The organism is Streptomyces sp. NPDC002680, assembly GCF_042889145.1.
Taxonomy (GTDB): Bacteria; Actinomycetota; Actinomycetes; order Streptomycetales; family Streptomycetaceae; genus Streptomyces; species Streptomyces adonidis.
In genome coordinates this window covers 410650-424668 of sequence record NZ_JBIAQP010000005.1, presented here as the reverse complement: position 1 = coordinate 424668, position 14019 = coordinate 410650, and the positions used below count along the sequence as shown (strand labels likewise).

Genomic DNA, 14019 nt, shown 5'->3' with positions numbered 1-14019 from the left:
GTACCCATGAGTGCCATGACAGTTGAGAAGTCCGAGCCGACGGGGCCCACGGGCCCGGCCGATTCCCCTGTGACCCCGCAGCCCGGGGGACGCGGCCGGCGCGGCCTCGCCACGTCCCTCGCCTCCCACGGCATCCTGACCGTCGCGAGCCTGATCGCGCTGTTCCCGATCGCCTGGCTGTTCTTCCTGTCCCTCGGCCCGGACAAGGACGACTATCTCCACCCCGGGCGCATCTGGGACAAGATGACGTTCGACAACTACTCGTTCGTCCTCCAGCACACCAACTTCTTCGACTGGATGAAGAGTTCGCTGATCGTCTCGCTGGGTACGACGGTCATCGGGGTGCTGGTCGCGGCGACCACGGGGTACGCGGTGTCGCGGATGCGCTTTCCCGGCTACCGCAAGTTCATGTGGGTGCTCCTGGTGACCCAGATGTTCCCGATCGCCGTACTGATCGTCCCGATGTACCAGATCCTCTCGGACCTCCAGCTCATCGACAACTACTTCGGTCTGATCCTGGTCTACTGCTCGACGGCCGTGCCGTACTGCGCCTGGCTGCTCAAGGGATACTTCGACACGATCCCCTTCGAGATCGACGAGGCGGGACGCGTCGACGGGCTGACCCCCTTCGGCACCTTCGCGCGACTGATCCTCCCGCTCGCCAAGCCGGGCCTGGCGGTCGCCGCGTTCTACAGCTTCATCACGGCGTTCGGCGAGGTCGCCTTCGCCTCGACGTTCATGCTGTCGGACACGAAGTACACCTTCGCGGTCGGGCTCCAGAGCTTCGTGAGCGAACACGACGCCCAGCGCAACCTGATGGCCGCCACAGCGGTACTGGTCGCGATACCTGTCTCGGCCTTCTTCTACCTGGTCCAGAAGAACCTGGTGGCGGGCCTGACAGCGGGCGGCACAAAGGGCTGACCCAGGTCCAGTGAACTCCCGCGCGTCATCTGCCGCGCGGGTGGCGGACGCGGTGGCCATCCGACCCCGCCGCCACCGCGTCCGCTTATGTCCCACGGTTCGGCCACGCCCTGCTTTTAGGGGCGCGGGGAACTGCGCGACCAGCCCCCACCGGCCCGCAGCCTCAAAACCAGCAGAAACCACCCATGACCCGAACTCCGTTACACATCAAGGACGTTATGAGCCAGCACTCCGCCGCTCAGGCCCCGACCTCCGCAGCCACGCCCGCCAACGTCGCCGCCCACCGCGACTGGTGGCGCGACGCGGTCATCTACCAGGTCTACCCCCGCAGCTTCGCCGACAGCAACGCAGACGGCATGGGCGACCTGGAAGGCGTACGCTCCCGCCTGCCGTACCTGCGCGACCTGGGCGTCGACGCCGTGTGGCTCAGCCCCTTCTACGCCTCCCCGCAGGCCGACGCCGGCTACGACGTCGCCGACTACCGCGCGGTGGACCCGATGTTCGGCAACCTCCTGGACGCCGACGCCCTGATCCGAGACGCCCACGAGCTGAACCTCAGGATCATCGTCGACCTGGTCCCCAACCACTCCTCCGACCAGCACGAGTGGTTCAAGCGGGCGGTGGCGGAGGGCCCCGGCTCACCCCTCCGGGACCGCTACCACTTCCGCCCCGGCAAGGGCGGGAACGGCGAACTCCCGCCCAACGACTGGGAGTCGGTCTTCGGTGGCCCGGCGTGGACGCGGATCACGGAGCCCGACGGCACCCCCGGCGACTGGTATCTGCATCTCTTCGCGCCCGAGCAGCCCGACTTCAACTGGGAACACCCGGCGGTCGGGGACGAGTTCCGCTCTGTCCTCCGCTTCTGGCTGGACATGGGCGTCGACGGTTTCCGTATCGACGTGGCACACGGCCTGGTGAAGGCGGAGGGCCTCCCCGACCTCGGAACCCACGACCAGGTCAAGCTTCTGGGCAACGATGTCATGCCGTTCTTCGACCAGGACGGCGTACACGCCATCTACCGCGAATGGCGCCTGATCCTCGACGAGTACGCGGGTGAACGCATCTTCGTGGCCGAGGCCTGGACCCCGACCATCGAGCGCACGGCGAACTACGTCCGCCCGGACGAACTCCACCAGGCCTTCAACTTCCAGTACCTGGCGACGTATTGGGACGCGACGGAGCTGAAGACGGTCATCGACCGCACGCTGGACGCGATGCGCCCGGTAGCCGCCCCCGCCACCTGGGTCCTGTCGAACCACGACGTGACCCGCCACGCCACCCGCTTCGCCAACGAGCCCGGCCTCGGCACCCAGATCCGCCTCGCCGGAGACCGCGCCCTGGGCCTGCGCAGGGCCCGCGCGGCCAGCCTGCTGATGCTGGCGCTGCCCGGTTCGGCGTACGTCTACCAGGGCGAGGAGCTGGGCCTGCCGGACGTCGTAGACCTCCCGGACGAGGTCCGCCAAGACCCCGCCTACTTCCGCGGCGCGGGCCAGGACGGCTTCCGCGACGGCTGCCGGGTGCCGATCCCATGGACGCGGGAGGGCTCGTCGTACGGCTTCGGCGCGGGCGGGAGCTGGCTTCCGCAGCCGGAGGAGTGGGCGGAGCTGAGCGTGGAGGCGCAGACCGGTGCATCCGGCTCCACCCTGGAGCTGTACCGCACGGCACTCACCGCCCGCCGCGAACACCCGGGCCTCGGCGCGGGCGACTCGGTCGAGTGGCTGAAGGCCCCTCAGGGCGTACTCGCCTTCCGACGCGGCCAGTTCGTGTGCGTCGCGAACACGAGCGGCGAGGCGGTCACGATTCCGGCGTACGGGGAGGTCCTGGTCGCGAGCGGCGAGGTGACCGTGGTGGCCGACGAGGCGAAGCTGCCGGCGGACACGACGGTGTGGTGGACGACCACGGTCTGAGAAGCCGACGAGGCCGCTTCGCGCGGGCACTTGAGGTCGTACAGGTCGTACCTTCAGGGCCCGCTGCCCAGTTGTCGGGGCAGCGGGCCCTGCTGCGGTCGGCAACTCGTCCGGACTGTTCCACGTCTGCAACTACCGGTCAGCGATCGTCAGTTGCACAGTGAAGCATCCGGGTCTACCTGACGGTGTTCCCCCGAGGCACCCCAGGGCCGCGCAGCGGGAGCGTCCGGCTGAGGACGAGGTTGGTGGTGGTGCTCCCGAACTCGGCCAGCTCGTCGACGATCTCCTCCAGGTGGGCCGTCGACGTGGCCGCCACCTTCATGATGTAGCAGTCGTCTCCGGTGGTGCGCAGGCACTCCAGGATCTCCGGGCGCTCCGCCAGCAGCCAGCGCAGCGGCTCGTGCCGGGTTCCCGGCCCCGGGTACTTGAGCCGGACCACCGCCATCACCGGGTAACCGGTCCGCTCCGGGTTCACCTCCGCACGATACCCCGTGATCACCTCGGCCTCCTCGAGTCGGCGCACTCGCTCCTTGGTCGCCGACGCGCTCAGGTTCACCCGCCGTGCCAGCTCGGTGAACGGGATCCGGCCGTCCCGTTGGACTTCTGTCAGGATCGCCCAGTCCGTCGCGTCGAGACTCTCGGTCATACGCCGATTTTACCGGCGGATCCACGGCTGAAACGCCTCTGAACAGGCGGGAATCCCTTCTGACGACCCATACCTCCTGCCTAGGGTTGGGCCCTGTGAAGATCGGAGTGAACGTCCCCAATTTCGGCCCGGGCACTGGACCCGGAGTGCTGCGCGGCTGGGCCCGGACCGTAGAGGGCCTGGGCTTCGACCTGCTGATGATCTCGGACCACATAGCCATCACGCCGGATGTCGCCGAGCGCTATCCGGCACCCTTCTACGAGCCCTTCACCACCTTGTCCTGGCTGGCAGGCCTCACCACCCGTATCCAGCTCGGCACGACGGTCCTCATCGCTCCCTACCGGCACCCGCTGCTCTCCGCCCGAATGGCGGCCAATCTGAATGAGCTGAGCGGCGGCCGGCTGGTCCTCGGCGTGGGAGTGGGCTGGGCACGGCAGGAGTTCGCCGCCCTCGGCATCCCGTTCTCGCAGCGCGGACAGCTGACCGACGACCACCTGCGGGACATCCGGGCCGCCTGGAAGGACACCGCGTCCTACGGAGAGCGCCGGATCCCGGTGTGGGTCGGCGGAAACAGCGACGCGGGGCTGCGCCGGGCCGTACGGCTCGGAGACGCATGGCATCCGCTGCGCCCCACCGTGCCGTGGCTGCGCGAAGCCGCGGGCAGGCTGGAGACGTACGCGGCCGAGCAGCACTTGCCCGTGCCCGCCCTGGCTCCCCGCATCGCCCTGCGACTCACCAGGGAACCGGTCGACGGAGCGGGACGGCTCGCCGGTGAGGGCACCATCGACCAGATCATGGACGATCTCGACCAACTGCGGCTGCTGGGTGCCAAGTCCGTCGTCCTCGACACCTACCTGGGCGACCCCCGCGCGACGTGTCACCCGCAGGCGGCCTGGCAGGCCCTCGCCACCGTGGCCGCACACTTCTACGAGCCCGGCGCCCCATCCCGCACCACGACGGAGCAGTCATGACCACACCCGACGACCACACCCTCCTCCGACAGGCCATCTCGCTCGCGGCCAAGGCACGCGCGAGCGGCAACCCGCCCTTTGGATCTCTGTTGGCAGGACCGGACGGGACGATCCTGGCCGAGGAGTACAACACCACCCTCACCGACAACGACGTCACCGCACACCCGGAACTCAAATTGGCGAGGTGGGCCGCAAGAGAGCTCGACACACAGATGGCGGCGGGCACCACGATGTACACCAGCTGCCAGCCGTGCGGGATGTGCGAGGCCGTCATCCAATGGGCAGGTCTGCGGCGAGTGGTGTTCGCCCTGTCCAACGAACAGCTCCTGGACATCAGGCCGGGCAGCAGCCGACCGCCCGTGCCGCAGGACGGCCCCGCGCTGCTCGACGAGGTACGGGCCGCAGTCGAGCCCTACTACCGCTGACTGCTGGGCCCGCGAGCGGAGCCCGCCACCGCAGATCCTTCAACGCTCTCGACCTGTTGCAGCAGGTCGAGCGGCGAGGTGTCCGTGGACGACGGGCTGTGGTCGGCAGTGGATACCGGCTTGCTCCCGGTCAGGCGAGGCCGAACTTCTCGGAGTGCACCTGTCGCGTGGGGACGCGCAGCTCTCGCAGACCGGCGAGCGCGGCCGCGGTCATGGCGGGCGGGCCGCAGACGTACACGTCGCGTTCGGTGACGTCGGGGACGAGCCGGTGCAGGTTGTCCGGGCCGAACGGCGGGGTGCCTTCGGTGGTTCTGCCGGTGAGGAGGTGCAGTCGGCCGCCGCGGAGCGCGATCAGCCGGCGGATCTCGTTCAGCAGCACGGCGTCGGCCTCGCTGCGGACGCGGTACAGCACGACGGTGTCGCCGGCCGACTGTTCCTCAAGCATCGCCCGCACGGGGGTGATGCCCACGCCGCCGGCGATCAGGAGGGCGCCGGGCCGAGAGCGGTGCAGCGAGGTGAACGCCCCGTACGGCCCCTCGACGAAGGCGCGGCTGCCGACCGGGACGTGGCGCAGGCCGGCGCTGGTGGTGCCGACGGCCTTGGCGGTGAGGCGCAGGCCCTGTCCGTCGGGCGCCGCCGACAGGGAGAAGGGGTTGGCCAGCCACCAGTGGTTGTGTCCGGGGAAGCGCCAGATGCAGAACTGGCCCGCACGGGCGGGGAGTTTGTCGAGGTGGCGGCCGGTGACGTACACGGAGACCACGTTGTCCGACTCCGGCACCACGGCCGTGACTTCGAACCGGTGATAGGCGTTGCGCCACAGGGGCACGGCGATCCGTCCGGTCAGCAGGGCGCCGAAGGAGAACAGCCACAGGATCCACCAGTAGGCCTCGGCGAACGCCGAGGAGGTGAAGGTGGTGGTCTCCTCCAACTGGTGCACGAACGCCAGTCCCAGGGCGACGTAGAGCAACAGGTGCAGCCCGTGCCAGACCTCGTACGGCAGCCGCCGCCGCAGGGACCGGGTGGAGATCACGCCGATGACGAGGATGATGCCCGCGGCGAGCATGCCCAACAGGGATGCAGTCACGCCGCTCAGGGCGACGAACGTCTTCCCCATGGACGTGTCGTCGAGGGTCGCGTAGCCGAGGACCACGAGTGTGGCGTGGGTGAGGACGGTCCACAGGAGAGTGAAGCCGACCCAGCGGTGCCACACCGTGAGCCTGTCCATCCCGATACGCCGGTCCAGCCACGGCAGCCGGGCCACCAGCAGCAGCTGGAACAGCATCAGCAGCGCCGCGTGCAGCCCGAAGAACTTCGCGACCGTGAGCACCCCGTTCTTGCCCGAACCGGCGCTCACGAACAACGCCTCGACGATCACCACATTGACGACGACAAAACCCCACATCGCCCAACGTGCCGCGTCCACCGGAAGCACGGTGCCTCTTCGCACCGAGTCGCTCGTCGCCGCCATGATCGCCTCTCGTCCCCCGAGGCCGCGGTACTCGCGGCCCGCCTCGATTCGGGTAAGGGTACGGCGGACGGGCCGGATCCGTTCATGCCGGAACCGCCGAATCTGACTGCCTTTGGCGGGTTCGGCGGCCCTGAGCTCCGCAACGGTTCGTTCGGTTCAGGAACAGCGCGTTCGTGGGGTCGAGGAGTGGTCTCCCATCGCGACGCCGAGACGATCGCTGCGGCTACGCTTCCCCGGCGCAGGCGACGCTGAGAGCAAGACCTGGGGGGAGCCGGAGAAGCGCCCCGACGGATACACCACACTCAGAGTGCCCCAGGGACAGCGGAACCCCGGACGAACACGGAGGGCTCTCGGCCCGGCGGCGGCCCCTGCGGGCCTGGGCTTCTGCACCACGTCAACCCGCGTATCGGACTGCGCGAGAACGACTTTCGCACGCTCGCCGACTTTGCCCGGTCCCTTTAGTGACGAAGCCACGGCCGTCTCCAACTCTCCTGCCGCTGCCAAGGCGCGCCCGAGTACTCAACACCCCTCGTTGTGAAGAGATTTCGCGCGCGTGAAGAGGAAGTGTCCCAAGGGTTGACCGCCCCACAAGCGGACTCGTACCTTCTGGTCGGCTGAAAGTTTTCAGTCATCTTGCAGCAAGAATCGGCAACGGATCTTGCTTGGACCTTCAACGGAGAAGGACCCCCGACATGGCCAGCAGAACCCTCTCCGGCGCGCTCGCCCTCGCGGCCGGCGCGTCCATCGCGCTCGCCGTCCCGACGGGCGCCGCCTACGCCTCCCCGCCCGGCACCAAGGACGTCACCGCCGTCCTCTTCGAGTGGAACTTCGCCTCGGTCGCGAAGGAGTGCACCAACACCCTCGGCCCCGCCGGGTACGGCTACGTCCAGGTCTCGCCGCCCGCCGAGCACATACAGGGCTCGCAGTGGTGGACGTCGTACCAACCCGTCAGCTACAAGATCGCCGGGCGGCTCGGTGACGCCACCGCCTTCCAGAGCATGGTGAACACGTGTCACGCGGCCGGTGTGAAGGTCGTCGTCGACACCGTCATCAACCACATGTCGGCGGGAAGTGGCACCGGCACCGGCGGTTCTTCGTACACGAAGTACAACTACCCCGGTCTGTACTCGTCCTTCGACTTCGACGACTGCACGGCCACCATCAGCGACTACACCAACCGCACCAACGTCCAGAACTGCGAACTCGTCGGGCTCGCCGACCTGGACACCGGTGAGGAGTACGTCCGCTCCGCCATCGCCGGGTACATGAACTCCCTGCTCGGGTACGGAGTCGACGGCTTCCGGATCGATGCCGCCAAGCACATCCCGGCCACCGACCTCGCCAACATCAAGTCCCGGCTCAGCAACACGTCCGTCTACTGGAAGCAGGAGGTCATCTACGGCAGCGGAGAGGCCGTCCAGCCTACCGAGTACACCGGCAACGGGGACGTGCAGGAGTTCCGGTACGCCTACGACCTCAAGCGCGTCTTCAACAACGAGAACCTCGCCTACCTCAAGAACTACGGCGAGGGCTGGGGCTACATGAGCAGTTCGGTCTCCGGTGTCTTCGTCGACAACCACGACACCGAGCGCAACGGCTCCACGCTCAGCTACAAGGACAACGCCAACTACACCCTCGCCAACGTCTTCATGCTCGCCTATCCGTACGGTGCGCCCGACATCAACTCCGGGTACGAGTTCTCCGACACGGACGCGGGTCCGCCCAACGGCGGTTCGGTCACCGCCTGTTGGCAGGACGGCTGGAAGTGCCAGCACGCCTGGCCGGAGATCCTCCGCATGGTCGCCTTCCGCAACGCGACGCGCGGTGAGTCCGTCACCAACTGGTGGGACAACGGGGGTGATGCGATCGCCTTCGGGCGGGGTGCCAAGGGCTTCGTCGCCATCAACCACGAGTCGAGCAGTCTGAGCCGTACCTACCAGACCTCGCTCGCCGCGGGGACGTACTGCAACGTGCAGAGCAACACGTCGGTGACCGTGAACAGTTCGGGTCAGTTCACCGCGACGCTCGGCTCCAACACGGCCCTCGCGATCTACACGGGCAAGTCCGCCTGCTGAAAGTTCTTTCCGTTACTTTCAAGCCTCTTGCTGGAAACCTTTCGGCGGCGGTACGGTCGCGCGGGGTCGGACCCGAAGAGCCGTGATCGCAAGGAGTCCATCCGTGATACCGAGATGGCCGTCGCCGACAAGGCGCCGTACCACCCGTTCCGCCCATGCCGGCCGAGTCGCCGCGCTCACCGTGACCGCGCTCGTCGCGGCCCTCGTCCAGCCGCTGGCCGCCGGTGCCGCCGGAGCCGCCACCCCGCCCGCGCCCCCGTCCGACGCGAAGCTGGCGAAGACCGCCGCCCGCAACGACCTCACCCGCGAGCAGTTCTACTTCGTCCTCCCGGACCGTTTCGCCAACGGCGACAAGGCCAACGACCAGGGCGGACTCACCGGTTCACGCCTCGCCACCGGCTACGACCCCACCGACAAGGGCTTCTACCAGGGCGGCGACCTCAAGGGCCTCACCGGCAAGCTCGACTACATCAAGGGCCTCGGCACCACCGCCATCTGGCTGGCGCCGATCTTCAAGAACGAGCCCGTACAGGGCACCGGGGCGAACGCCTCCGCCGGCTACCACGGCTACTGGATCACCGACTTCACCCAGGTCGACCCGCACTTCGGCACCAACCAGGACCTCGAAACCCTTATCTCCAAGGCGCACGCCAAGGGCATGAAGGTCTTCTTCGACGTCATCACCAACCACACCGCCGACGTCGTCGACTACGAGGAGAAGTCCTACGACTACCTCTCCAAGGGCGCCTTCCCGTATCTGACCAAGGACGGCGAGCCGTTCGACGACGCCGACTATGCGGGCACGGGAAAATTCCCGAAGGTCGACACCGACTCCTTCCCGCGCACCCCCACCATCCCCGCCGCGAAGAAGAACACCAAGGTCCCGTCCTGGCTCAACGACCCGACGATGTACCACAACCGGGGCGACTCCACCTGGGCCGGCGAGTCCGCGACCTACGGCGACTTCGTCGGCCTCGACGACCTGTGGACCGAACGCCCCGAGGTCGTCTCCGGCATGGAGAAGATCTACGAGAAGTGGGTACGGGACTTCGACATCGACGGCTTCCGGATCGACACCGTGAAGCACGTCAACATGGAGTTCTGGACCCAGTGGGCCACCGCGCTGGACAAGTACGCGGCACAGCACGGGCGCGACGACTTCTTCATGTTCGGCGAGGTCTACTCCGCCGATACGTCAGTGACCTCGCCGTACGTCACCCAGGGCCGCCTCGACTCCACGCTCGACTTCCCCTTCCAGGACGCGGCCCGCGCCTACGCCTCCCAGGGCGGCAGCGCCCAGAAGCTCGCCTCGGTCTTCGGCGACGACTACAAGTACACGACCGACAAGGCCAACGCGTACGAGCAGGTCACCTTCCTCGGCAACCACGACATGGGCCGGATCGGCTCCTTCCTCAAACAGGACGACCCGACCGCCACCGACGCCGAACTCCTCGCCAAGGACCGGCTCGCCAACGAGCTGATGTTCCTCAGCCGGGGCAACCCGGTGGTCTACTACGGCGACGAGCAGGGCTTCACCGGCGCGGGCGGTGACAAGGACGCCCGTCAGACCATGTTCGCCTCGAAGGTCACCGACTACCTCGACGACGACGAACTCGGCACCGACCGCACCCACGCGAGCGACGCCTACGACACGAGTGCACCGCTCTACAAGCAGATCAGTGCTCTCGCAGCCCTCCGCAAGGCCAACCCCGCCCTCACCGACGGCATCCAGACCGAGCGCTACGCGGCCGACGGCCCCGGCGTCTACGCCGTCTCCCGCACCGACGCCAAGTCCGGCACCGAGTACGTCGTCGCCTTCAACAACGCGGCCGAGGCGAAGACCGCCACCTTCGCGACCGGCTCGCCGAACATGGCCTTCAAGGGCATCTACGGCACCGACGCCACGGCGACCAGCGGCACCGACCGCAAGCTCACCGTCACCGTCCCGCCCGGCGCCGCCATCGTCCTCAAGGCCACCGCCAAGCTCGCCGCCCCCGCCACCAAGCCCTCCCTCACCCTCACCGCCCCGGCCCCCGGCGCCACCGGCACGGTGAACATCACCGCAGACGTCGACGGCGGCAGCGGGACTGGCACCGACCAGCTCAACCGTGTCGTCTTCGCCGCCCAGGTCGGCAACGGCAAGTGGCAGACCCTCGGCTCGGCCGACCACGCGCCCTACCGGGTCACCCAGACCCTCGGCAAGGACATTGCCCCCGGAACCGCCCTGCGCTACAAGGCAGTTGTGGTCGACAGCGCAGGACGTACGGCAAGCACCACGGCGACCTCCACCACGGGCACCCCGCCCGCCCCCGAGGTCCCCACGGCCTCCTCGCGCGACTACGCGATCGTCCACTACAAGCGCGCGGACGGCGACTACACCGACTGGCGCCTGTACGCCTGGGGCGACATCGCCGACGGCGAGGGCACCACCTGGCCGGCCGGCCACGACTTCATCGGGCGGGACGCGTACGGCGCCTTCGCCTACGTCAAGCTCAAGCCCGGTGCATCCAGCGTCAGTTACCTCGTCATCGACAAGGACGGCAACAAGGACGTCTCCGCCGACCGCTCGATCGACGTCACCAGGACCGGCGAGATCTGGGCCGAGCAGGGCAAGGAAGCCGTACTCACGGAGAAGCCCACCGCCGACTACCCCGACCAGGACACCTCCAAGGCGGTCCTCCACTACCACCGCGCCGACGGCGACTACGACGGCTGGGGCCTGCACGTCTGGTCCGGCGCCGCGAACCCCACCGACTGGGCGAAGCCCCTGGAGCCGGTCCGCACCGACGCGTACGGCGCGGTCTACGAGGTACCGCTCAACGCCGGTGCCACCAGCCTCAGTTACATCATCCACAAGGGCGACGAGAAGGACCTCTCCACCGACCAGGCCCTCGACCTCAAGACCAACGGCCACGAGGTGTGGCTCCTGAACGGCCAGGAGAAGTACCTGCTCCCGCAGCCGGCGGGCAGCTCGGCCGCCCTCGACCTGACCACCTCCAAGGCCGTCTGGATCGACCGCAACACCCTCGCCTGGAACGGCAACGACGCAGCCGCCTCAACCCAGTTGCTCTACTCCCGCACCGGCTCGATCACCGCGAACAACGGCACGCTGACCAGCACCGACGAACGCTGGCTCCGCCTCACCAGGTCGGCCCTCACCGACGCCCAGAAGGCCAAGTTCCCGCACCTGAAGGCGTACACCGCCTGGACGGTCGACCCACGTGACCGAGACAGGGTCCGCGAGGCCCTGCGCGGCCAGCTCGTCGCCTCCCAACGGGCCGCCAACGGGGCCGTGTTGGCGGCGACGGGCGTCCAGATCGCCGGCGTACTGGACGATCTCTATGACGGATCGGCCGCCGACCTCGGGCCGACGTTCGACAAGGGCCGCCCCACCCTCTCGGTCTGGGCACCCACCGCACAGTCGGTGTACCTCGACCTCGACGGCTCCACGGTCGCCATGAAGCGGAACGACACCACCGGCGTCTGGTCCGTCACCGGCTCCAAGTCCTGGAAGAACAAGCCCTATCGGTACGTAGTGAAGGTCTGGGCGCCCAGCGTCTCCGCGATCGTCACCAACGAGGTCACCGACCCGTACTCCGTCGCCCTGACCGCCGACTCCGAGCGCAGCCTCGTCGTCGACCTGGACGACAAGTCCCTTGCCCTCAGCGGCTGGACGACCTACACCAAGCCCAAGGCCGTACCGCTCAACGACGCCCAGATCCAGGAACTGCACGTCCGGGACTTCTCGGTTGCCGACGACACCGTGCCCGCCAAGGACAAGGGCACCTACCTCGCCTTCACCGACAAGGACAGCGACGGCTCGAAGCACCTCCGCGCACTGGCGAAGGCGGGCACCTCGTACGTCCATCTCCTCCCCGCCTTCGACATCGCCACCATCCCCGAGAAGAAGGCGGACCAGGCGACCGTCGACTGCGACCTCGCCTCCTACGCCGCCGACTCCGACCAGCAGCAGGCGTGCGTCGCGAAGATCGCCGCGAAGGACGCCTACAACTGGGGCTACGACCCGTACCACTACACCGTCCCGGAGGGCTCGTACGCGAGCGACCCGGACGGGACGCGGCGCACGGTCGAGTTCCGGCAGATGGTGAAGTCGCTCAACAGCGACGGGCTGCGGGTCGTGATGGACGTCGTCTACAACCACACCCCGGCCAGCGGGCAGGCGAAGACGAGCGTCCTCGACAAGGTCGTCCCCGGCTACTACCAGCGGCTCCTCGCCGACGGTACGGTCGCCAACTCCACCTGCTGTGCCAACACCGCGCCCGAGAACACCATGATGGGCAAGCTCGTCGTCGACTCGATCGTCACCTGGGCCAAGGAGTACAAGGTCGACGGCTTCCGCTTCGACCTGATGGGCCACCACCCCAAGGCCAACATCCTGGCCGTCCGCAAGGCCCTCGACGCGCTCACCCTCAAGAAGGACGGCGTCGACGGCAAGAAGATCATCCTGTACGGGGAGGGCTGGAACTTCGGCGAGGTCGCCGACGACGCCCGCTTCGTCCAGGCCACGCAGAAGAACATGGCGGGGACGGGCATCGCGACCTTCTCCGACCGCGCCCGGGACGCCGTACGCGGCGGCGGCCCCTTCGACGAGGACCCCGGCGTCCAGGGCTTCGCGTCCGGGCTCTACACCGACCCCAACTCCTCGACGAACAACGGCACTTCGGCCGAGCAGAAGGCCCGCCTCCTGCACTACCAGGACCTCATCAAGGTCGGCCTGACCGGCAACCTCGCCGCCTACCGCTTCACCGACACCGACGGCAAGGACGTCACCGGCGCCCAGGTCGACTACAACGGCCAGCCCGCCGGATACGCGGAAGCGCCTGGCGACTCTCTCGCCTACGCCGACGCGCACGACAACGAGTCCCTGTTCGACGCCCTCGCCTTCAAGCTGCCCGCGACGACGAGCGCGGCCGACCGGGCCCGTATGCAGGTCCTCGCCATGGCCACGGCCACCCTCTCGCAGGGCCCGGCCCTCTCCCAGGCGGGCACCGACCTGCTGCGCTCCAAGTCCCTCGACCGCAACTCCTACGACAGCGGCGACTGGTTCAACGCCATCCACTGGAACTGCGCCGACGGCAACGGATTCGGACGTGGGTTGCCGACAGCGACCGACAACGCCGCCAAGTGGCCTTACGCCAAGCCCCTGTTGGCGACCAGTACCGTCGGGGTCGGCTGCGCTCAGATCGAGGGTGCCTCGGCCGCGTACCAGGACCTGCTGAGAATTCGTACGACAGAAAGCGTGTTCTCCCTCGACACGGCGGGCCAGGTGCAGGCAAAGCTTTCCTTCCCGCTGTCCGGCAAGGACGAGACACCTGGCGTGATCACCATGGAACTCGGCGATCTCGTCATCGTGTTCAACGCGACGCCCCAGCGCGGTGAGCAGCGGGTCGGCTCGCTCGCCGGGACCTCGTACGCGCTGCATCCCGTGCTGCGGGCGGGAGTTGACGCCGTCGTCAAGTCGGCCACGTACGAGCGGGAATCGGGCACGTTCGCCGTTCCGGCAAGGACCGTCGCGGTATTTTCCCGCACCTCCTGACAAGGGCATTATCTTGGTGGGGCAGACACTCAACCCGGTGTGTCCAAGG

The 14019-nt window shown here is 68.1% G+C and carries 8 protein-coding genes; 6 read left to right on the top strand and 2 right to left on the bottom strand.

The window, feature by feature from the left end; all coding sequences use genetic code 11:
• The first annotated feature begins 6 nt into the window (after positions 1 to 6).
• Both ACFYXF_RS16640 and ACFYXF_RS16635 read left to right on the top strand, forming a co-directional pair.
• Entirely contained in the window at positions 7 to 921 is a 915-nt protein-coding gene (locus ACFYXF_RS16640; RefSeq protein WP_389350272.1) for a sugar ABC transporter permease, read from the top strand.
• Positions 922 to 1139: 218 nt separating this feature from the next.
• A complete protein-coding gene (locus ACFYXF_RS16635) occupies positions 1140 to 2828 on the top strand; it encodes a glycoside hydrolase family 13 protein (protein WP_389350271.1) in 1689 nt (562 codons plus the stop codon).
• 175 nt (positions 2829 to 3003) lie between these two features.
• On the opposite strand, the gene ACFYXF_RS16630 is transcribed toward ACFYXF_RS16635, so the two are convergent.
• On the bottom strand, positions 3004 to 3474 hold the full coding sequence (locus ACFYXF_RS16630; RefSeq protein WP_389350270.1) for an Lrp/AsnC family transcriptional regulator: 471 nt from the start codon (positions 3472 to 3474) through the stop codon (positions 3004 to 3006).
• 95 nt (positions 3475 to 3569) lie between these two features.
• Here ACFYXF_RS16630 and ACFYXF_RS16625 point away from each other — a divergent pair, with 95 nt between their 5' ends.
• Complete coding sequence (locus ACFYXF_RS16625; protein ID WP_389350269.1) at positions 3570 to 4445, top strand: LLM class flavin-dependent oxidoreductase; 876 nt, start codon at positions 3570 to 3572, stop codon at positions 4443 to 4445.
• Positions 4442 to 4870 (top strand): nucleoside deaminase, encoded by a 429-nt coding sequence (locus tag ACFYXF_RS16620; RefSeq protein ID WP_389350268.1) that lies wholly within the window; start codon positions 4442 to 4444, stop codon positions 4868 to 4870. The genes ACFYXF_RS16625 and ACFYXF_RS16620 overlap by 4 nt, the downstream gene beginning before the upstream one ends.
• Positions 4871 to 5000: 130 nt before the next feature.
• Here the strand turns inward: ACFYXF_RS16620 and ACFYXF_RS16615 are convergent, their stop codons facing one another.
• Complete coding sequence (locus tag ACFYXF_RS16615) at positions 5001 to 6338, bottom strand: ferric reductase-like transmembrane domain-containing protein (RefSeq protein WP_389350267.1); 1338 nt, start codon at positions 6336 to 6338, stop codon at positions 5001 to 5003.
• 692 nt (positions 6339 to 7030) lie between these two features.
• Between ACFYXF_RS16615 and ACFYXF_RS16610 the strand changes: the two genes are divergently transcribed.
• The gene (locus ACFYXF_RS16610; protein WP_389350266.1) at positions 7031 to 8413 is read left to right on the top strand and encodes an alpha-amylase family protein; all 1383 of its coding nucleotides are present in this window, start codon (positions 7031 to 7033) and stop codon (positions 8411 to 8413) included.
• Between the two features lie 103 nt (positions 8414 to 8516).
• Entirely contained in the window at positions 8517 to 13970 is a 5454-nt protein-coding gene (gene pulA / locus ACFYXF_RS16605; protein WP_389350265.1) for a pullulanase-type alpha-1,6-glucosidase, read from the top strand.
• The last annotated feature ends 49 nt before the right edge of the window (positions 13971 to 14019 follow it).

What these genes read in the sequence shown, in the direction of transcription:
- ACFYXF_RS16640 (WP_389350272.1), top strand. Translation starts at nt 7, where the DNA reads ATGAGTGCCATGACAGTTGAGAAGTCCGAGCCGACGGGGCCCACGGGC.
- ACFYXF_RS16635 (WP_389350271.1), top strand. Translation starts at nt 1,140, where the DNA reads ATGAGCCAGCACTCCGCCGCTCAGGCCCCGACCTCCGCAGCCACGCCC.
- ACFYXF_RS16630 (WP_389350270.1), bottom strand. Translation starts at nt 3,474, where the DNA reads ATGACCGAGAGTCTCGACGCGACGGACTGGGCGATCCTGACAGAAGTC.
- ACFYXF_RS16620 (WP_389350268.1), top strand. Translation starts at nt 4,442, where the DNA reads ATGACCACACCCGACGACCACACCCTCCTCCGACAGGCCATCTCGCTC.
- ACFYXF_RS16615 (WP_389350267.1), bottom strand. Translation starts at nt 6,338, where the DNA reads ATGGCGGCGACGAGCGACTCGGTGCGAAGAGGCACCGTGCTTCCGGTG.
- ACFYXF_RS16610 (WP_389350266.1), top strand. Translation starts at nt 7,031, where the DNA reads ATGGCCAGCAGAACCCTCTCCGGCGCGCTCGCCCTCGCGGCCGGCGCG.